General features: G+C 66.1%; 15 protein-coding genes and 1 pseudogene. 5 read left to right on the forward strand and 11 right to left on the reverse strand.

Translation table 11 applies throughout. The features are described 5' to 3' along the window. Positions 1-10 precede the first annotated feature (10 nt). The 4 genes and pseudogenes from ccoP to ccoN form a co-directional block, all read right to left on the reverse strand. Positions 11-952 (reverse strand): cytochrome-c oxidase, cbb3-type subunit III, encoded by a 942-nt coding sequence (ccoP, locus tag CLD20_RS02195; RefSeq protein WP_224404950.1) that lies wholly within the window; start codon positions 950-952, stop codon positions 11-13. 59 nt (positions 953-1011) lie between these two features. Further along, positions 1012-1161, reverse strand: a pseudogene (locus CLD20_RS02200) (cbb3-type cytochrome c oxidase subunit 3); the annotation flags it as partial. Between the two features lie 4 nt (positions 1162-1165). Then, positions 1166-1894 carry a cytochrome-c oxidase, cbb3-type subunit II gene (gene ccoO, locus CLD20_RS02205; protein ID WP_255599455.1) on the reverse strand — a complete coding sequence of 243 codons (729 nt, stop codon included), beginning with the start codon at positions 1892-1894 and terminating at the stop codon, positions 1166-1168. 40 nt (positions 1895-1934) lie between these two features. Then, on the reverse strand, positions 1935-3542 hold the full coding sequence (ccoN, locus tag CLD20_RS02210; protein ID WP_224404952.1) for a cytochrome-c oxidase, cbb3-type subunit I: 1608 nt from the start codon (positions 3540-3542) through the stop codon (positions 1935-1937). A gap of 174 nt (positions 3543-3716) precedes the next feature. Between ccoN and CLD20_RS02215 the strand changes: the two genes are divergently transcribed. Next, on the forward strand, positions 3717-4373 hold the full coding sequence (locus CLD20_RS02215; protein ID WP_224404953.1) for a hemerythrin domain-containing protein: 657 nt from the start codon (positions 3717-3719) through the stop codon (positions 4371-4373). 112 nt (positions 4374-4485) lie between these two features. Here the strand turns inward: CLD20_RS02215 and CLD20_RS02220 are convergent, their stop codons facing one another. Next, positions 4486-5229, reverse strand: coding sequence for a Crp/Fnr family transcriptional regulator (locus CLD20_RS02220; RefSeq protein ID WP_224404954.1), 744 nt, complete (start codon positions 5227-5229; stop codon positions 4486-4488). A gap of 145 nt (positions 5230-5374) precedes the next feature. Between CLD20_RS02220 and CLD20_RS02225 the strand changes: the two genes are divergently transcribed. Beyond that, positions 5375-6214 carry a universal stress protein gene (locus CLD20_RS02225; protein WP_224404955.1) on the forward strand — a complete coding sequence of 280 codons (840 nt, stop codon included), beginning with the start codon at positions 5375-5377 and terminating at the stop codon, positions 6212-6214. Positions 6215-6320: 106 nt separating this feature from the next. On the opposite strand, the gene CLD20_RS02230 is transcribed toward CLD20_RS02225, so the two are convergent. The 4 genes from CLD20_RS02230 to CLD20_RS02245 all read right to left on the reverse strand — a co-directional run bounded on the left by CLD20_RS02230 (position 6321) and on the right by CLD20_RS02245 (position 13896). Further along, positions 6321-8957 carry a heavy metal translocating P-type ATPase gene (locus tag CLD20_RS02230; RefSeq protein WP_224404956.1) on the reverse strand — a complete coding sequence of 879 codons (2637 nt, stop codon included), beginning with the start codon at positions 8955-8957 and terminating at the stop codon, positions 6321-6323. Positions 8958-9135: 178 nt separating this feature from the next. Continuing rightward, entirely contained in the window at positions 9136-10293 is a 1158-nt protein-coding gene (locus CLD20_RS02235; RefSeq protein ID WP_224404957.1) for an osmoprotectant NAGGN system M42 family peptidase, read from the reverse strand. Positions 10294-10312: 19 nt separating this feature from the next. Continuing rightward, the gene (gene ngg / locus CLD20_RS02240; RefSeq protein WP_224404958.1) at positions 10313-12112 is read right to left on the reverse strand and encodes an N-acetylglutaminylglutamine synthetase; all 1800 of its coding nucleotides are present in this window, start codon (positions 12110-12112) and stop codon (positions 10313-10315) included. 8 nt (positions 12113-12120) lie between these two features. Further along, on the reverse strand, positions 12121-13896 hold the full coding sequence (locus tag CLD20_RS02245; protein ID WP_224404959.1) for an N-acetylglutaminylglutamine amidotransferase: 1776 nt from the start codon (positions 13894-13896) through the stop codon (positions 12121-12123). Between the two features lie 212 nt (positions 13897-14108). Between CLD20_RS02245 and CLD20_RS02250 the strand changes: the two genes are divergently transcribed. Together CLD20_RS02250 and CLD20_RS02255 are read left to right on the forward strand one after the other, a co-directional pair. Then, positions 14109-15281 carry a mandelate racemase/muconate lactonizing enzyme family protein gene (locus tag CLD20_RS02250; RefSeq protein ID WP_224404960.1) on the forward strand — a complete coding sequence of 391 codons (1173 nt, stop codon included), beginning with the start codon at positions 14109-14111 and terminating at the stop codon, positions 15279-15281. A gap of 118 nt (positions 15282-15399) precedes the next feature. Next, the gene (locus CLD20_RS02255; protein WP_224404961.1) at positions 15400-16539 is read left to right on the forward strand and encodes a PQQ-dependent sugar dehydrogenase; all 1140 of its coding nucleotides are present in this window, start codon (positions 15400-15402) and stop codon (positions 16537-16539) included. Positions 16540-16555: 16 nt separating this feature from the next. Here the strand turns inward: CLD20_RS02255 and CLD20_RS02260 are convergent, their stop codons facing one another. Together CLD20_RS02260 and CLD20_RS02265 are read right to left on the reverse strand one after the other, a co-directional pair. After that, complete coding sequence (locus tag CLD20_RS02260) at positions 16556-16885, reverse strand: response regulator (protein WP_224404962.1); 330 nt, start codon at positions 16883-16885, stop codon at positions 16556-16558. A 193-nt stretch (positions 16886-17078) separates the two neighbouring features. Then, positions 17079-19307, reverse strand: coding sequence for an HWE histidine kinase domain-containing protein (locus CLD20_RS02265; protein ID WP_224404963.1), 2229 nt, complete (start codon positions 19305-19307; stop codon positions 17079-17081). 252 nt (positions 19308-19559) lie between these two features. Between CLD20_RS02265 and CLD20_RS02270 the strand changes: the two genes are divergently transcribed. After that, positions 19560-20312 (forward strand): Crp/Fnr family transcriptional regulator, encoded by a 753-nt coding sequence (locus CLD20_RS02270; protein ID WP_224404964.1) that lies wholly within the window; start codon positions 19560-19562, stop codon positions 20310-20312. The last annotated feature ends 5 nt before the right edge of the window (positions 20313-20317 follow it).

The following is a 20317-nucleotide window of genomic DNA, read 5'->3' on the forward strand; positions in this document are numbered from 1 at the left end:
TGCCGGCGCCTCAGTTGGCGGAAACCTGCTCCGCCGCCACGCCGCCGCCGAGGCCGTGCACATAGATCGTCAGCTGCTTGATCGTGCCCTCGTCGAGACGCCCCGCCCAGGCCGGCATGACGCCGTGCTTGGGATTGTTGATCTGCGAGGCGATCTGCTTGGGATCGGCGCTGTAGAGCCAGACGGCGTCGTTCAGCGTCGGCGCGCCCAGCATCTGCTGGCCCTCGCCGTTCTCGCCATGGCAGACGGCGCAGTTCTCGGCGAAGAGCGGGCTGCCCGCCTCCGCCTCGGCCGCGTCGTGCGGCAGGCCCGAAAGCGACAGCACGTACTGCGTCACCTGGGCGATCTGGGTCTGGTCGAGCAGTCCGTCGCGGCCGAAGGCCGGCATTTCCGAAATGCGCGTTTCCGGATCCTGGTCGTAGCGGATGCCGTGCTGGATGGTGGTGTGGATATCCTCCAGCGTGCCGCCCCAGATCCAGTCGTCGTCATTGAGGTTGGCGTAGCCGAAGCCGCCCTCGGCGCCGGAGCCGTGGCATTGCACGCAGTTCACTTTGAAGGCCGACTGCCCGGCCCGGAAGGCCGTGTCGGAAAGGTCCGGATCGGCGGCGATCTCTTCCAGCGGCATGGTGCGGATCTTCTCCATCACGCCGGCGCGCGCCGCCTCCACCTCGGAGAGCTCGCGGGCGACGGCCGAGCGCGAATGCCAGCCGAGCAGGCCCGTCGTGCCGGTCTTGATGAGCGGGATCGCCGGGTACAGCACCACATAGACAAGCGCGTAGATGGTGCAGGCGTAGAACACCCACAGCCACCAGCGCGGCAGCGGCGTGTTCAGCTCCTTGATGCCGTCCCATTCATGCCCGGTCGTCGACTGGCCGGTCGCCTTGTCGATCTCGGGGCCGGAATGGCGGGGGCCGCCGGCCCCCTGAGCGTTCTTGCCTTCGTTCGTGGCCATCGTCAGTCTCCACGTACCGGCGTCTTGTCTGCCCGCTTTGCTGTCGGGGCCGGCCGGTCTTCATGTTTGAAGGGAATGTCTGCCTGCTCGCTGTAGGAAGTTCGCGCGCCGGGCCTGAGAACCCACACCACCACCGCCAGGAAGATGAGGAGCATGAACAGCAGTCCCCAGCTGTCGGCGAAGTGGCGAAGCGTGTCGTAGGTGCTCATGTCCTCACCTGAGGTTCTCTTCGGAAAGAGGCTCGTAGGTGGTGAAATCGACCAGCGTGCCGAGCATCTGCAGATAGGCGACGAGCGCGTCCATCTCCGTGATGCGGCTCGAATCGCCGTCGAAGTTGCGCACCTGCGCCTTCGGGTAGCGTTCCTCCAGCCCCGACGTATCGCCGTCCGGATCGACCTGGGCAACGAGATCCGCCTTGGCGTTGACGATCATGTCCTCGCTGTAGGGCACGCCGACCAGGGCATTGGCCTTCAGATGGTCGCCGATATCGTCGACCGAGAGCTCGTTGTTCGCCAGGAAGCCGTATTTCGGCATGATCGATTCCGGCACCACGGAGCGGGGATCGGTCAGATGCTCCACATGCCAGGTGTCGGAATAGCGTCCGCCGACGCGGGCAAGGTCCGGGCCGGTGCGCTTGGAGCCCCACTGGAACGGATGGTCGTACATCGATTCAGCGGCAAGCGAGTAATGGCCGTAGCGTTCCACCTCGTCGCGCATCGGACGGATCATCTGCGAATGGCAGACGTAGCAGCCCTCGCGGATGTAGACGTTGCGCCCTGCGAGCTCCAGCGGGGTGTAGGGGCGCATCCCCTCCACCTTCTCGATGGTGTTCTGCACGTAGAAGAGCGGGACGATTTCCACGAGACCGCCGATGGAGACCACCAGGAAGGCGAGCACGAGGAGGACGGTAACGTTCCTTTCCACCTTGTCGTGGTGGCGCAGAACGAATTTGGTGAGCGGATCGAGCACCTTGGTCTCCTTGTCACTCGGCCGGTTCGACGGCAGCGCCCATCGGCTTTTCCTGCCGGAGATCGCCGCGGATCGTCTTGTAGATGTTGAAGGCCATGATCAGGGCGCCGGTCAGGTACATGACGCCGCCAAGGCCGCGGATGATGTAGTAGGGATGCATCGCTGCCACGGTCTCCACGAAGGAATAGACCAGGAAGCCCTCGGCATTGTACTCGCGCCACATCAGCCCCTGCATGATGCCGGAGACCCACATCGACGCCGCGTAGAGGACGATGCCGATGGTGGCGAGCCAGAAGTGCCAGGAGACGAGGCGCACCGAATAGAGCCTCGGCCTCATCCACAGCCGCGGCACCAGGTAGTAGACCGCGCCGAAGGAGATCATGCCGACCCATCCGAGCGCGCCCGAATGCACGTGGCCGATGGTCCAGTCGGTGTAGTGCGACAGCGAGTTGACCGCCTTGATGGACATCATCGGGCCCTCGAAGGTCGACATGCCGTAGAAGGCGACGGCGATCACCATCATGCGGATGATCGGGTCGGTTCTCAGCTTGTCCCAGGCGCCCGAGAGCGTCATCAGGCCGTTGATCATGCCGCCCCAGGACGGCATCCACAGCATCACCGAGAACACCATGCCGAGCGTCTGCGCCCAGTCCGGCAGCGCCGTGTAGTGCAGATGGTGCGGGCCGGCCCAGATGTAGAGGAAGATCAGCGACCAGAAATGCACGATGGACAGCCGGTAGGAATAGACCGGGCGCTCCGCCTGCTTCGGGATGAAGTAGTACATCATTCCCAGGAAGCCCGCCGTCAGGAAGAAGCCGACGGCGTTATGGCCGTACCACCACTGCGTCAGGGCGTCCTGCACGCCGGCGAAGGCGGAGTAGGATTTCGAGCCGAGGAAGGAGACGGGCACGGCGAGGTTGTTGACGACGTGCAGCATCGCGATCGTGACGATGAAGGAGAGGTAGAACCAGTTCGCCACGTAGATGTGCGGTTCCTTCCTCTTCACCAGCGTGCCGAGGAAGACGATGAGATAGGCGACCCAGACCACCGTGAGCCACAGGTCGATGTACCATTCCGGCTCGGCGTATTCCTTCGACTGCGTCACGCCGAGGAGGTAGCCGGTCGCCGCCAGCACGATGAAGATCTGGTAGCCCCAGAAGACGAACCAGGGCAGGCCGCCGCCGAAGAGGCGCGCGCCCGTCGTCCTCTGCACCACGTAGAAGGAGGTGCAGATGAGCGCGTTGCCGCCGAAGGCGAAGATCACCGCCGAGGTATGCAGCGGGCGCAGCCGGGAGAAGTTGAGGTAAGGCTCGACGTTGAGGTGCGGAAAGGCCAGCTGGAAGGCGATGAGGACGCCGACGGTAAGGCCGATCACGGCCCAGAACATCGTCGCGATCGCCCCCGCCCGCACGACGTCGTCCATGTAATGGGCTTCGCGATCCTGGAGGGCGGTCTTCTTGACCGACACGTCCATGGTCTTCAGCCGCCAGCCTGCCGCGGCCAGCGCTATGATGGCGACGAGCGCCATATGCACCGCAAATTGCGTATCGTGTGCCTTGACCGATCCCATCAGCGCCAGAAGCGCTATCAGGAACAGGCCGCCGACTTGCGCCATCGCCATGGCCGCTTCTCCTTGTCCTCGCCCCCCGTGCCCCAATGTCGCGTGGAAGGCTTCTAACCTAGCTATGGCCGGAAGCCGGACCACAACCCTTGACGCAGATCAAGTTACCCGGGGCGGACTTCCGGCACGATGCTCAGACCGACAAAAAGCTTCGTTCGGGAAGGAATTTCCCACATGCCACCGCAGCACAAGCATCTGGAAGCGCTCATCGCATGCGCGGCCAAGGCGCCGAATGCGGAGGCTATCCGTCTGGATCCGTTCCAGCTTATCGCGTTCGAACACGCCCTCCAGGAGCGGCTCTGCGACCTGCTGGAGGCGATCGCGGACGCCCTTCCCAATCAGGTCACGCGCGAATCGGCCGAAGCGGCTGCGACAACATTGCGCACCTATTTCCCCGCCCATCTGAGGCTGGAGAACGAAATCCTCTTCCCGGCGCTGGCGGCCCCGTGCCGCGCCGACCGTTCCGTGCGCGAGGCGATCAACCTGTCGCGCGCCGAGCACGACGCCGACGAGGCGAGTGCGCTGGAACTGGCGGAAGCGCTGGCCAATCGCGACGAGGAAGGCCGCTACCGGGCGGCCGAGGCGCTCGGCTATCTCCTGCGTTCCTTCTTCGAATCGCAGCGCCGCCATATCGCCTGGGAGGAGACGGTGGTCTTTCCGATGGCGCGCTCCTGCTTCACCCCTGCGGCAAAGGCGGACCTTGCATCGGCGCTCCTGCGCCACCGCATGCGCTGCGAATGCCTGCCGCTCGTTTCGCTGCTGACGCCGAAGAAGCCCTGCGACGGCAAATGCGCCGAATGCGCGGACAAGCCCGCCAGCGCCATCGCGTAAGGCGCGGGCGCGGCCACGAGCCAACGGTCAGGGAGCATCGCGCAAAGCGCGGCGGCCCTCGCGTTTCATTATCTCTCAGGAGTAAAATCCGGGCGCTGCGGCGCCCGCCGCCTCAATCGCCCGTTTCGGCTTCCAGAAGCTCGAGGTCCGGCACGCAGATGCGCCGGTTCGCTTCCACCCGGATGACGCCAGAGCCCTTCAGCTTGGTGAGCTGGCGGCTGACCGTCTCGATGGTGAGGCCGAGGAAATCGGCGATTTCCGCGCGCGTCAGGGGCAGCTCGAAATCCGTCGACCCTTGTGGCTCGCCCGTCCCTTCCGCCTTCGGCGTGTGGCGGGCGATCATCAGGAGGAAGGTGGCGACGCGCTCGCGCGCTGTCTTGCGTCCCAGCGTCAGCAGGAGGTCGCGCGCATCGTCGAGCTCGGCGAGCGCCTGAAGGTAGAGGTTGTGCTCCAGGCCGGCCGAATCGGCGATCATCCGCTCCAGCACGTTGCGCGGGAATGTGCACAGCACCGTGGAGGTGACCGCCTCGGCCTTCAGCGCGCTCTCCTGCGAGAACGGGCGGCCGACGAAATCGGGGGCGAATTGCAGCCCGACGATCTGCTGGCGCCCGTCTGGCAGCATCTTGGAAAGCTTCACCACCCCGGCGAGGATGTTGGAATAGGCGCTGGTCGGCTCTTCGGCATCCATGAGCGTCTTGCCGGGCTCCACCACCTGCTTGTGGGAGCGGCGATTGAGCTCGGCCAGCTGCTGGGCGTCGAGAGCCCCGCAGATTCCACGATGCCTGGCCTTGCAAGCCCTGCACAGATCGGGCAGGGGATCGTTTTCGAGGGGAACGGACGTCGCGGACTTCGTCATGACCCCACTCTTATCGACGAAGCCGTTGCAATTCCAGAGGTTCCTTGATCCTGATCAACGCGGCAATTCGGCACCGGAACCTACACTCTGAGCCTGGCCGAATTCCGTCCCCGCTCTCCCCGACAGAGACGAAAGGAAAAGAGCTGTGAGCAGCCGGTATCCCCTAGGGACGATCATGGTCCACCTGCCTTCGGTGGACGCGATCCCGCGCCTGATGAGCGTCGCAACGCCGCTCGCCAAATCCCATTCCGCCCATGTCGTGGGCCTGCATCTCATCCCGCGCATCCCGCCCGACGTCGTCGATCCGCTCGGCGGCGAATGGCTGTCGATGCAGATGGACCGCGACAACCAGATCGCCACCGAGGTCGGCACCCGTTTCGAGCATGTCGCCAAGGGCGAGGACCTCGCCTATTCCTGGCTGCAGCTCGACGCGCGCGACGTCAACGCCACGCAGCTCGCCATCCGCACCTGCCGCAACGCCGATCTCGTCGTCGCCTCGCAGGCGAGCGAGGAGCTGCCCTCCTACTACCGCCCGGAGGATCTCGTCCTCGGCGCCGGCCGCCCCGTCCTCGTCGTGCCGACGGCCGGCCATTACGGCGAGCTTGGCAACAACGTGCTGATCGCCTGGAACGGCAGCCGCGAGGCGGCCCGCGCCGCCTTCGACGCCCTGCCCCTCATCCAGAAGGGCGCGCGCGTGCAGATCCTTTCCGTCAATGCCGGCCACAAGGAGCCGGGCCACGGCCTGGTGCCGGGCGACGCCCTCGCCCGCACGCTCGCCCGCCACGGCCTCAACGTCGAGGCGATGACCTCCCGGCCCGACCGCACATCGGTCGGCGGCGAGATCCTCAACCGCGCCTCCGATCTCGGCTCCGATCTCATCGTCATGGGCTGCTACGGCCATTCGCGCCTGCGCGAGACGGTGTTCGGCGGCGCCACCCAGTCGATCGTCGACCAGATGACGGTCCCGATCCTGATGTCGCACTAGCTTCGCGGTGAGGGCGAACCCGCCTCCACGAGGCGGGAAAAACGGGCGGCTGGCGAAAGAACCGGCCGCCCTTCTTCTTTCTCCCCCTGCCTGAGAGGACGGCCCCTCAGAGCTTCACCTGCCTGAGGCGCAGCGCATTGCCGACCACCGACACGGAGGAAAGGCTCATCGCCGCCGCCGCGATCACCGGCGAAAGCAGCACCCCGAAGACCGGATAGAGGATGCCCGCCGCGACCGGCACGCCGAGCGTGTTGTAGCCGAAGGCGAAGACGAGGTTCTGCCGGATATTGCCGAGCGTCGCCTTCGCCAGCCTGCGGGCCCTGACGACGCCGTTGAGGTCGCCGCTCATCAGCGTCATGCCGGCGCTCTCCACCGCCACATCCGCGCCCGCGCCCATGGCGATGCCGACATCGGCCGCCGCCAGCGCCGGCGCGTCGTTGACGCCGTCTCCGGCCATGGCGACCTTGGCGCCCTTCTCCTTCAGCTCGTCGACGATCCGCTGCTTGTCCTGCGGCAGCACCTCGGCCCGCACCTCGTCGATGCCGAGCCTTTTCGCCACCGCCTCGGCGGTCGCCCGGTTGTCGCCGGTCGCCATGACGATCCTCAGCCCCTCGTCATGCAGGGCACGGATCGCCTTCTCGCTCGTCTCCTTCACCGGGTCGGCGACGGCGATGATGCCGAGGAGCTTTCCGTCCGCGGCGGCGAACATCACCGTCTCGCCCTCGCGCCGGCGCGTTTCGGCCGCCTGCGCCAGAGCGGCGATGTCAACGCCCATCTCGCCCATCAGCGCCTCGTTGCCGAGCGCCACGGCGCGGCCCTCCACCTTGCCGGTGACGCCCTTGCCGGTAACGGCGTCGAACGCCTCGGCCTTCGCCGGATCGATGCCCTTTTCCTCCGCACCCCGCACGATCGCCTCGGCCAGCGGATGCTCGCTCGCCGCCTCCAGCGAGGCCGCAAGGCGCAGGAGGTCGGCCTCCGCGCCCTCCCCGGCCGTCTCGATGGCGACGAGCCGCGGCTTGCCTTCGGTCAAGGTGCCGGTCTTGTCGACGACGAGGGTGTCGATATGCGCCATGCGCTCCAGAGCCTCGGCGTTCTTGATGAGGATGCCGGCCTGCGCCCCGCGCCCGGTCGCCACCATCACCGAGATCGGCGTGGCGAGCCCCAGCGCGCAGGGACAGGCGATGATGAGGACGCTGACGGCCGCCACCAGCGCATAGGCGAGCTGCGGCGACGGGCCGAAGACGAGCCAGGCGAGGAAAGCGATGACGGCAACCGCCACCACCGTCGGCACGAAATAGCCGGCGACCCGGTCGGCAAGGCCCTGAATCGGCGCGCGCGAGCGCTGCGCCTCCGCCACCATGGTGACGACCTGCGAGAGCGTCGTCTCCGCGCCGGTGCGGTCGACCTTGAAGTCGAAGCTTCCGCGCGTGTTGGAGGTGCCGCCCGTGACGCGCTCGCCCTCCGATTTTTCCACCGGCACCGCTTCGCCCGTCAGCATGGATTCATCAACGGCGCTGCGGCCGGAAAGGACGACGCCATCGATCGGCACCGTGTCGCCCGGGCGCACCCGCAGCACGTCGCCCTTGGCGACGGCGGAAAGCTCCACCTCCTCCGTGCCGCCGTCCTTCTTCACCCTCAGCGCCTTCTTCGGGGCAAGGTCCATCAGGGCGCGGATGGCGCTGCCGGTGCGCTCGCGCGCCTTCAGTTCCAGCACCTGGCCGAAGAGGACGAGGACGACGATCACCGCCGAAGCCTCGAAATAGACCGGCACGGCGCCCTCATGCAGCATCGCGGGCGGGAAGAGGCCCGGCGCGGCGAGCGCCACGAGCGAATAGAGGAAGGCCGCGCCCGTGCCGATGGCGATCAGGGTGAACATGTTGAGGTGGCCGGAGACGATGGAGCGCCAGCCGCGCTCGAAGAAGGGCAGGCCGCAATAAAGGACGACGGGCGCGGCGAGCGCGAGCTGCAGCCATTGCTCCGCGCGCGCCGACATGAAGGGCAGGACGTCGATGCCGAGAAGATGGGCGCCCATTTCGACGACGAGAAGCACCGCCGCGAGCGGCGCCCCGATGAACAGCCGGCGCTTGAAATCGACGAGTTCCGGGTTCGGCCCGTCGGCCGGCAGGCCCATCGGCTCCAGCGCCATGCCGCAGATCGGGCAGGTGCCCGGCCCTTCCTGCACGATCTCCGGATCCATCGGGCAGGTGTAGAGCGTTCCTGCAGGCGCCTCCTCCTCCTGCTTCTTGCCGGAAAGATACTGCTCCGGGTCCGCCACGAACTTCTCGCGGCAGCCCTCGCGGCAGAAATGGTAGGTCTTGCCGCCATGCTCGGCGGTCGGCTTGCCGGCGTCCAGCGCCACCTTCATGCCGCAGACCGGATCGATCGCCTTGCCCTCTTCGGTGAAGAAGTAGCGCTCCGGATCGTCGAGAAACTTCTTCCGACAGCCATCGCAGCAGAAATGGAAGGTGACGCCCCCAAGCTCGGCCGAGGGCTTGCCGGCACTGGTGTCGACCTTCATGCCGCAAACCGGGTCGGTGGCCCGTTCGCCGGCCGCGTCTTTCGCCCCCGCCGCGGCCTCGCCGTGATCATGGTGGCCGCCGCAGCATGAATGGCTTTCGGCCTTTTCGTGCTTGCCGCCGCAGCAGGCATGTTCCGACGCCTTCGCCTCGCCCTGCTCGGTCTTGCCGTGGCAGCAGGAATGATCTTCCTGCGCCGGCCCGTCGGTCCGGTTCGTCCTGTCCATCTCGGCCGCCCTTTCGTATCCAGGCGCCCGATATGGGGCTTCCAGCCACTGGAAGGTCAAGGGCGCATGCTCCGCCCCGCGGCGACAGGACGTCTCATTGGCCCGGCTACCAGGGCCCGGCTGCCAGGGCAGCGCTTCAGGGCCGAGCTGTCAGGCCCCGGATGTCAGGCCCCCGATATCAGGGAAGAAAGACCGGGTCCTCGCGGGCCTCCTCCGCCTCCTCGTCCTCGGTCGGCTGGCGTGTGAAACCCTTGAGGGAGCCGAATTCCTTGGAATCGCGCTGAATCTCGACCGGGCTGGTGATGTAGGCGGTGGCAAGCTCGGCGAGCGAGCGCAGCGCGTGCATGTGGATGCGCTCATAACCGTGGCTGGCATCAACGCCGAAGGTGATGAGCGCGGTGCGGACATCGGCGCCCGATTCCAGCGCCGAGGCGGAATCGGAGCGGTAATGCCGAAAAACGTCCTTCTGGAAGCGGATCTCGTTTTCCGTGCACAGCCGGGCGAGCTTGCGCGTCAGGTGATAGTCGAAAGGCCCTGTCTGGTCGGCCATGGCGATGGTGACGCCGAATTCGGAGGAGTTCTGGCCCGGCGCCGTGGTGCCGTTGTCGATGGCGACCATCGAGGCGACATCGTGCGAGAGGATCGCCGAGGCGCCGACGCCGACCTCTTCCGCGATCGTCAGGAGGAAGTGGATGTCGACGGGCGTCACCGCATGCTCGCGCACCATCGCCTCGAGCGCCGCGAACATCACCGCCACGCCCGCCTTGTTGTCGAGATGGCGCGAGACGATGAAGCCGTTTTCGACGAATTCCGGCTGCGGATCGATGGCGACCATGTCGCCGACTTCCACGCCCAGCTTTTCCAGCGAGAGCTTGTCGGTCGCCGGCGCGTCGATCCTGAGCTCCACATATTCCCAGCCGATCGGCAGCGTGTCGACCTCGTCGGCGAAGGTGTGGCCGGAGGCCTTCATCGGCAGGATAGTGCCGCGAAACGAGCCGTGATCGGTGAAGATCGTCGCGCGCGCCCCTTCGGCGAAGCGGGCCGACCAGTGGCCGACGGGAACGAGTTCCAGCCGGCCGTTCTCCTTCAGCCCCTTCACCTGTGCGCCGAGCGTGTCGACATGCACGACGATGGCGCGGGCGGCCTTGCGCCGCGAACCCTGATAGATGGCGCGGATGGCGCCGCGGCGGGTCAGCTCGTAGGCGACGCCGAGCCGCTCCAGTTCCCGGCAGCAATCGCGCACGATCGTGTCCGTGAAGCCCGTCGGGCTCGGGATGGAGAGCAGATGCGCCAGCCGCTCGGCAAGGTAGTCGGTGTCGATCGCAAGGCGCGGCATTGTTTCCTCCCGTTTATTGTCAGGCCTCCACCTTTCTTTCCTGGGCGAGGCGCGCGGAAGCCGGCATGGAGAGCGGGAAGAGAAGGTCGACGAAGCGCTGCGCCGTCGGTTGCGGCTCGTGGTTCGCAAGCCCTGGCCGCTCATTGGCTTCGATGAAGACATAATCCGCCAGATGCGGCGCCGTCACCATCAGATCGATCCCTACCACAGGAATGTCGATCGCGCGCGCTGCCGAAATCGCCGCATCCACCAGCGTCGGGTGCACCTCCGACGTCACGTCGTGGATCGTCCCGCCGGTATGCAGGTTTGCCGATTTGCGCACCTGCAGGCGCTCGCCCTCCGGCAGGATGGAGCTCATTTCGTAGCCGTGCCGCTTCACGCACCGTTCCGTCTCGCCGTCGAGCGGAATCGTCGATTCGCCGCCCGTCGCGGCTGCCCGTCGCCGGCTCTGCTTGGCGATCAGGCTCTCCACGGTGCTCTTGCCGTCGCCGACCACCTGCGCCGGCACGCGGATCGCCGCCGCGACCAGGCGGAAATTGATCACGATGAGCCTGAGATCGGTCCCGTCGAAATAGGATTCCAGGATCACCCGGTCGGAGGATTTCTTCGCTTCCGCGATCGCCGCGGTCACGTCCTCCAGCGTATCGAGATCGACGGCAACGCCCCTGCCCTGCTCGCCGCGCGCCGGCTTCACGACGACGCTGCCATGCTCGGCGAGGAACGCCTTGATCTCCTCCTCGCTGCCCGCCTCCTTCTGGGCGGGCACCTTCACCCCGGACCGCTCCACGATGCGCCGCGTTGCCGCCTTGTCGTCGCACAGCGACATGGCGACCGCGCTGGTCAGCTCCGAGAGGCTCTCGCGGCAGCGCACCGAGCGCCCGCCCGACGAAAGACGGAAGAAACCGGCTGCCGTGTCGATGATCTCCACGCCGATGCCGCGCCGTCGCGCCTCGTCGACGATGATGCGGGCATAGGGGTTGAGGGCGGCGGCCGGGTCCGGGCCGGAAAAGAGCTTCTCGTTGATCGGGTTCTTGCGCTTGACCGCGAAGATCGGGATGCGGCGGAAGCCGAGCTTCTCGTAGAGGGCGATGGCGCGGTCGTTATCGTGCAGGACCGACAGATCCATATAGGCCGCGCCGCGCGCCTGGTAGTGTTCGGCGAGCCGGCGCACCATGGCTTCCCCGACGCCGGCATGCCGGGACTGCGGATCGGCCGCCAGGCACCAGAGCGAGGAACCGCGCTCCGGATCGTTGAAGGCGCGGCCGTGGTCGACGCCGGTGACGGTGGCGATCACCTCGCCCGTCGTCTCGTCCTCAGCCACGAAATAGGTGAGCGCCCGGCTGTCGCGCTTCGACCAGAAGAATTCCGGGTTCACCTGCACCATGTTGCGGCTGGCATAGATGCGGTTCACCGCTTCCGCGTCGGCGAGCGAGGTCAGACGCCGCACGAAGAAGCCGGGCAGCTTTCGCCACTTCGCCCGGTAGGTGGTGAGGTCGAGGCGGTAAGTGTGCGAGGGATCGAGGAAGAGCTCGTTCGGCGCGGCGGCCAGAAGCACATGCGGATCGCGCACGTAGAAGGCTATGTCGCGCTGCTCCAGGCCCTCGGCCCGGAGCTTGTGGATGATGGCCTCCGAATTCTCGAAGGTCTGGGTGAACAGGATGCGGCCCCAGCCGCAATCGATCACCGCCTCCTCGACCATGTCGGCCGCCTCCACGTCCTCGCGCGAGGGGCGCGCGCCCTGCTCGCGCAGTCGCATCAACCGCTGGCCGAGGGCGCCGGCACGCTTCGTCGGGCGATTCTGTTCTGCTCGGCGCGTCATGATGGCACCTATAGTTCGTGGTTCTGCAGCCAGAGCTCCAGAAGGCCGACCTGCCACAGTTCGGAGCCGCGCAGCGGCGTGATGTGGGCGGAGGGCTCTGTGAAGAGTGCTTCCAGATAGTCGCCGCGGAAGAGGCCCCGCTCGCGCGCCGGCTGGCTGGTCAGCGCGTCGCGGACCATGTCGAGCGTGTCGCCGGAGATGTATTTGAGCGCCGGCACGGGGAAGTAGCCCTTCTCGCGGTCGACCACTTCCTTCGGCACGACCTGGCGCGCGACGTCCTTCAGGACGCCCTTGCCGCCATCGGCGAGCTTGTGCTCCGGCGGGATGCGGGCGGCGAGCTCGGCGAGTTCGTGGTCGAGGAACGGAACGCGCGCTTCCAGCCCCCAGGCCATGGTCATGTTGTCGACCCGCTTCACCGGGTCGTCGACGAGCATGATGGTGGAATCGAGCCTCAGCGCCTTGTCGACGGGGTCTTCCGCGCCGGGATGGCCGAACTGGTCCTCCAGGAAGGCGCGCGCCTCGTCCTTCGCCGCCATCCATTCGGGCGAAAGGTGGCGCCCGAGCTTGTCGTGGTCGCGGTCGAAGAAGACCTTGGCGTAGTCGGCGGCCGGATTGTTGGAGGAGGCGAGCGGCGGATACCAGTGATAGCCGCCGAAGACCTCGTCGGCGCCCTGGCCCGACTGCACGACCTTGATGTGCTTCGCCACCTCGCGGGAGAGGAGATAGAAGCCGATATTGTCGTAGGAGACCATCGGCTCCGACATCGCCGAGATCGCGCCCGGCAGCTCCTTCAGGAGATCCGAGGACGGCACGAACAGCTTGTGGTGGTCGGTGCCGAAATGCTTGGCGATGATGTCGGAATAGACGAATTCGTCGCCCTTCTCGCCATGCGCCTCCTCAAAGCCGATGGAGAAGGTCATCAGCCCCTTCTGGCCGGCCTCGGCGAGAAGCCCGACGATGAGCGAGGAATCGACCCCGCCGGACAGGAGCACGCCGACGGGAACGTCGGCCACCATGCGCCGGTCGACGGCGGTCCTGAGCGAGGCGAGCACCATGTCGCGCCATTCGGCGAAAGGCCGCTCGATATCCTCCACGCTGCGCTCGTATATCGGCTCCCAATAGACCTTCTGGCGGCTCGTCCCGTCCGCCTCGATCACCCGCACGGTGGCCGGCGGCAGCTTTCTGACGCCCTTCAGGATCGTGTAGGGCGCCGGCACGACGGCGTGGAAGGACATGTAGAACTGCAGCGCCACCGGATCGATGGTGGTATCGACGCCGCCCGCGGCGACGAGCGCCGGCAGCGAGGAGGCAAAGCGCAGCTTCTTGCCGCTCTCCGACAGGTAGAGCGGCTTGATGCCGAAGCGGTCGCGCGCCATCACCACGCGCCCGCTCTCGCGCTCGTGGATGACGAAGGCGAACATGCCGTGGAAGCGCTTCACGCAATCCTCGCCCCAGGCATGGTAGGCCTTCAGGATCACTTCCGTGTCGCCGGAGGAGAAGAAGCGGTAGCCCTTGGCCTCCAGCTCCGTCTTCAGCTCCTGATAGTTGTAGATGCAGCCGTTGAAGACGATGGTGAGCCCGAGATCGGGATCGACGAGGGGCTGCTCGGAACGGGACGACAGATCGATGATCTTCAGCCGCCGGTGACCGAGCGCCACGCGCCCGCGCACAACGGCGCCGGCGTCGTCCGGGCCCCGGCGCGCGAGGCAGTCGAGCATGCGCCCTAGGGAAGATGGATCGGCCGGCGAGCCGTCGAAGCTCACTTCGCCGCAAATACCGCACATATGGAAATGTCTCTGCTGGTTCGGGTGTCGCGTATGACGGGTGCCCCGCCTTTTTAGGGATAGCCCCGCCTTTTTAGGGATAAAGGCGCAAAGGTCAAAAAAGCTCCCGCCCGAGCGGCCGCGCCGCTTCATTTCGGCATCTCTTGCCGCGCTGGCCAGCGGGCGTCGTCATCCTCTAGAACGATTCTTCCCGGCAAGCCGAAGGACCGTCCGTGCGCATCACCGATATTCGCGAGGCCGTCGTGCCGATCGCCTCGCCGATCCAGAACGCCTACATCGATTTTTCCAGGATGACGGCGAGCGTGGTGGCGATCGTCACCGACATCGTCAGAGACGGGAAACCGGTCATCGGCTACGGCTTCAATTCAAACGGCCGCTATGGTGCGAGCGGGCTGCTGAGGGAGCGGTTCATGCCGCGCCTCGCCGAGGCCGAAACCGCCGCGCTGCTCGACGATGCCGGCGAGAATTTCTCGCCCGAGCGCATCTGGGCGACGCTGATGACCAACGAGAAGCCGGGCGGACACGGCGAGCGCTCGGTCGCCGTCGGAGTGATCGACATGGCGGTCTGGGACGCGGTGGCGAAGATCGCGGAAAAACCGCTCTACCGCCACCTCGCCGACAGCTACGGCGACGGCACGGCCGACAACAGCGTCTTCGTCTACGCCGCCGGCGGATACTACTATCCCGGCAAGGGCATCGAGGCGCTCCAGGAGGAGATGCGGCGCTACCGAGGCATGGGCTACGAAGTGGTGAAGATGAAGATCGGCGCCACCTCGCTCGAGGATGACATCAGGCGCGTCGAAGCGGTGCTGGAGGTGGTTGGCGAGGGAAAGTACCTCGCCGTCGACGCCAATGGGCGCTTCGACCTTGCGACCGCCATCGCCTATGCCAAAGCGCTGAAGCCCTACGGCCTCTTCTGGTACGAGGAGGCCGGAGACCCGCTCGACTACGCGCTGCAGGCCGAACTCGCCGAACACTACGAGGGACCGATGGCGACGGGCGAAAACCTCTTTTCCCACCAGGATGCGCGCAACCTCCTGCGCTACGGCGGCATGCGCCCCGACCGCGACTTCCTGCAGTTCGACTGCGCCCTCTCCTACGGGCTGGTGGAATACATGCGCACCCTTGCCCTGTTGCCGGAATACGGGTTTTCCGGCCGCAACGTCGTCCCGCATGGCGGGCACCAGCTCTCGCTCAACATCGCGGCGGGACTGAAGCTCGGCGGCAACGAATCCTATCCGGAGGTCTTCGCCCCCTTCGGAGGCTTTGCCGACGAGATGGCGGTCGAGGCGGGCCGCGTCGGCCTGCCGGACGCCCCGGGCATCGGCTTCGAAGAGAAGGCGAACCTCATCGCAACGCTGCGCGAGGCGACCGGTACGCGGTAGGCATCAAGAGAACGTTATTGCGACGTGGCGTTTGGCGAGGAACCCCGGCGCCCTCTTCGCCTTGCTCCCACGGGCTCATCGGCGCGCAAGCGCCAGGCCGTAAAGAGGAGCATCCGACATGCGCATCACGCCACTTGCCGCCGCATCCCTCGCCGCCATCCTTGCAGCCGGCGCCGCCGGCGCACAGGAGACGGTTGGAACCGAGGGACCCGAGATCACCGTCACCAAGGTCGCGGACGGGCTTTCCCATCCCTGGGGCCTCGCCTTCCTGCCGGACGGGTCGATGCTGGTGACGGAGCGCCCGGGCCGCCTGCATCACGTAAGCACAAAGGGCGAGATTTCCGAACCGATCTCCGGCCTGCCGGAGGTCGATAATCGCCGCCAGGGCGGGCTGCTCGACGTCGCCATCGATCCGGACTTTGCCGACAACCGCCTCGTTTACTGGAGCTATGCCGAGCCGGGAGAGGGCGGCACCACTTCCACGGCCGTCGCACGTGGCAAGCTTTCCGACGACGTGAGCGCGGTGGAAGACGTCGAGGTAATCTTCTCGCAGAAACCGAAAGTCCAAAGCACCGCGCATTACGGCTCGCGCCTCGCTTTCGACGGCGACGGCCATCTCTATGTGACGCTCGGCGAGCGCTTTTCGGAGACCTTCCGCGTCCAGGCGCAGGATCTCGATTCCCATCTCGGCAAGATCGTCCGCATCGACCCGGACGGCTCCGTGCCCGAAGACAATCCCTTCGTCGACAAGGAAGGTGCGCTGCCGGAGATCTGGTCCTACGGCCACCGCAACGTGCAGGCGGCGGCGATCAATCCGCAGAGCGGCAAGCTCTGGTCGATCGAGCACGGACCGCGCGGCGGCGACGAGCTCAACGTGCCGGAGGCGGGCAAGAACTATGGCTGGCCGGTCGTCTCATATGGGGTGAACTACGACGGAAGCCCGGTCGGCACCGGCAAGCAGCACGCGGAAGGCATGCTCGACCCGATCTACCAGTGGACGCCGGTGATCGCGCCTTCCGGCATGATCTTCTACGAGGGCGGGATGTTTCCGGACTGGCGGGGAGATCTCTTCGTGGGCGGCCTCGCTTCCAAGGCCCTCGTGCGTCTCGAACTCGACGGAGAGAAGGTCGTGCACGAGGAACGGCTTCTGCAAGATCTGGGCGTGCGTTTCCGCGATGTCGCGCAGGGGCCCGACGGCGCCATCTGGCTCATCACGGACGAAGACAACGGAGCGATCCTGAAGGTAAGCGCGCCATAGACGCGGCCCGGATATCCTAGCAGAGGAGCTTCTGCAGCTCCTTCACGAGCTGGCGCCCGAGAACGGGCTTGGCGAGGACGGGCGCCTCGGGAAAGCGGGGCGTCAGTTCCTCGCGCCTTCCGTGGCCGGTGCAAAAGAGAAAGGGTACGCCGTTTTCTGCAAGAATCTCGGCAGCCGGATAGACCTCTTCGCCGCGCAGATTGATGTCGAGCACGGCGGCCGAATGGTGCGGCTCGATCTCGGCTATCGCGAGGGCCTCCGCCAACGTGGTGGCGAACGTCACGGCCGCCCCCGCCTTTTCCAGCTCGTAGGCGAGATCGATTGCGACCAGGGCCTCGTCTTCCACAAGCAGGATATGTCGGTTTCGAAGAGGTGCCGTACCCTCTCCGCCATTCAAAGCAAGCATTCGGGCAATCTCACTCCTGTCCGGGACCACGCGCCGGAAAACTGCAAACGGCACAGACCAGCCCGGTGAGAACGCCCACCGCTAAAATACGTTCCAAAAATTTCTGATTTTTTTCAGGTGCCGGCAAATCGCCTCATGAGGCGGCCACAGGGGCAGGCGAGACCTGAACCCCTTCATACGCATTTTCAGCCGGCGGCGCCACCTCTACTTCCAGACGGAAAGTCATTCCTTCCTCCGCATACACCACATGGGTGCGCGCATGGAGCTGGACCTTGAGGACTTCCGCCAGCAGGCGCGAGCCGAATCCCTTGCGCTGCGGCGGCGAGACAGGCGGCCCGCCCCGCTCCTGCCATTCAAACACCAGCGTCTGAGGTTTTCCCTCCTCGGCGGGGGCATTGAGGTGCCAACGGACGGTCAGACGCCCATCCGGCGTGGAAAGCGCTCCGTATTTCGCCGCGTTGGTGGCAAGTTCATGCACCGCCATGCCGATCGGCACGGCCTGCGTGGCTGTCAGCTCCAGCTCCGGGCCCTCCAGCGTGTAGTCGCTGGCATAGGGCTCGAGCTGCGCCTGCAGGAGGCCCCTCAACGGCGCCCTCTCCCACGACCATTCCGTCAGCAGCGTATGGGTCGAGGCGAGCGAGGCGAGACGGCCGGAGAAGGCAGCGTTGAAGGCGTCGACGCCCTCGACCGAGCGCGCCGTCAGCCCGGCGATCGCCTGGACGATGGCGAGCGTGTTCTTGACCCGGTGGTGCAGCTCCCGGATGAGAAGCTCCTGGCGAGCCTGCGTCGCACGTCGGGCGGCGATCTCCTCCTGCGCTTCCGAAAAGAGACGCGCATTGTCCATGGCGATCGCGGCCTGCGCGGCAAGGCCGGCGCTCAGCTTCTCGGCCCTTTCGGAAAAGGCGTCTGGCTCGCTGTCGGCGAAGACAAGGCCGCCGAGAACATTGCCGGAGCGCGAGACGACAGGAACGGCAAGGACCGAGCGCACCGTCTCCCGGCCCTCCTGCGCTTCCCCCGCCGCCTCCCCCGCGAGTTCCTCCGCGAAGAAATCGCCCCGGCGCAGGATGCCGTTGCGTGAGACGATCCGCGTATTCCATGCCTTGAGGAAGCCGAGGAAACCCTCGCGGGAAAGGCCGGGGCGAACATAAAGGCCCTGCGGCTCGGGATCGACGAGAACGCTGCCGTCCTGTGCCGGTGCGGCACCGAGAAAGGCGGCGTATTGCGCACCCGTGAGGACGACGCCGGCATCGACCACCGCCCGCACCGTCCGGTCGGGATCGAGTTCGGCGGAAAGAACCCGGCTTGCCCCGTTGAGGGCTTCCAGCGCTCGCGTCTCGCCTTCGAGAGCCGCGGTACGGCGCGCCACCTCCTCCTTCAGGAAGTCGCGGTTCGCCTCGTCGCGGCGCGCCTCGTGTCGCGCATAGGCCGTCAGGCCGATAAGGGAGAGGGCGGCGGCGAGCGCGAAGATGACGTAGGCAATGGCATCGCGCATCCACAGTGAGACGAGCGCCCTCTTGGGCACGCTGACCCGCACATAGACCGGCAGCGTGCCGACCTCGTGATAGGAGCCGAAGCGCGTATCGTCGTTCTGGGCGAGCTGCGTGAAGCTGCCTTCCACCGGGTCGGCTTCCATCAGCGCGTCGAGCGCCTCGTTGAAGACGGGCGGAGCGTTGTCTTTTGGCGCCGGATAGCGCGCCAGCACCTTCTGGTCCTCCCGCCGGAAGAGCGTCACGGTCGCATCGGGCGGCAGGGGAATGTGTTTCCAGAAGGACGTGAAATAGTCGAGATCGAGCGTCGCCAGCGCCACGCCGCGGAAGGGCTCGTCGGCCCGCCCGAGCCGGCGGCTGACGAGGAAGGTTGCGCGGGCGGAGACGCGTCCGACGATGGGACTGCCCACGTAAAGTTCGTTCCTAGGCGTCAGCTGCGCATGAAATGCGTCACGATCGCTCGCATTGGACGGGGGCGTGGGAAAGGCGAAGGTTGTGAGACGCAGGTCGCCCGTCTTGTCGTTGAGCCAGAGATCGTCCACATAGGGAAGATCCGCTCGCACAGCGGTGAGCTCTTCGAAGAGCGCCCGGGAATTCTGGATCTCGTCCCAGCTCTTTCCGTCGACGAGGGCGATTGCCTTCTCGAGGGCAAGGTCGGAAACCTCGAAGAGCCGGGCCGCATGGTCGGCGAGGAAGAAGGCGGCGCTCTGGGTGGCTTCTCCCGTCTTCTGCGTCAGTTCCCGCCATTGCTCCCAGGCAAGGAGCGAGGCAGCCCCCACGATCGCGACCGCGCCGAAGAGCCCGACAAGGGCGGCAAGGCGGGCGACCGAGGGAGCGAGGGGAGACAGGAAGGCGGCGCGCGGCCGAATCGCCATGATGCCGACCGCCCTAGAAGGCACGCTGGCGGAACACGGAGGCCCGCATCGCGCCATTCGTCAACATGTCCGCCGCCATCCGCAGGGTGCTTTCGAATCTGGCATGGGCTTGATCTAGAGCATGGCTTGGCATCTTTGAAGCGCCTCGATTGAAAGGGGCAACCAAGTCTGGGCCGCATCCGCTCAGCACGATCTCGGCTCGGGACAGCGGCGGCGCGCCAGCCGCGTTTCGTCAATGGAATGGGAAATGACATGGCCGGCGAGAACCAGAGTTGTCTGATCCGCAAGATCTCGTACTACCTCGACCTGACGGACGACGAAAAAAAGCTCCTCTCACGGCTTGAGGAGACAGGCCGGGACCTCAAGCGCGATGAGATACTGGTCGAAGAGGCCGGCCCTCTGAAGGACATGTATATCGTCGGTCGGGGCTGGCTTTACACATATACCCACACGATGGACGGCCGCCGGCAGATCTTCGAGGTTCATTTTCCCGGAGATATCGTCGGTGCGAGCCAGGCCCCCTTCGAGCGCAGCGCCTACGGCGTCGCCGCGGCAACGGACGCCCATGTCTGTCCCTTTCCGAAAAGCAGTCTCAACGAGATTTTCGTGCGCTCGGCCGGCCTGACGGCGCTTTTCTACACATTCGCCGTGCTCGACCACGCAACGATCATGGATCGTCTGCGCGCGACGGGCCGCATGGGCGCTGCCGAGCGGGTGCTCCTCGTTCTCCTGCAATGCCTGGCGCGCCTGAGAATCACCAACCCGGACATGCAGGACGGACTGGAGATGCCGCTCCGGCAGGAGCTGATCGGCGACATGGTCGGCCTCAGCAACATCTCCGTCAGTCATGCGGTGAAGGAACTGAGCGAGACGGGCCTGATCGAACGCGACGGGCGCTACATCAGCTTTCCCAATCTCGATCGGGCGAGATCCCTCACAGATTTTTCCGACCGCTTTTATTCGATCGACACGGCCTGGTTTCCGCGCCGCTGGCAGGCACCTTAAGCTAC

It is taken from the genome of Afifella sp. IM 167, assembly GCF_020144925.1.
Classification (GTDB): Bacteria; Pseudomonadota; Alphaproteobacteria; order Rhizobiales; family Afifellaceae; genus Afifella.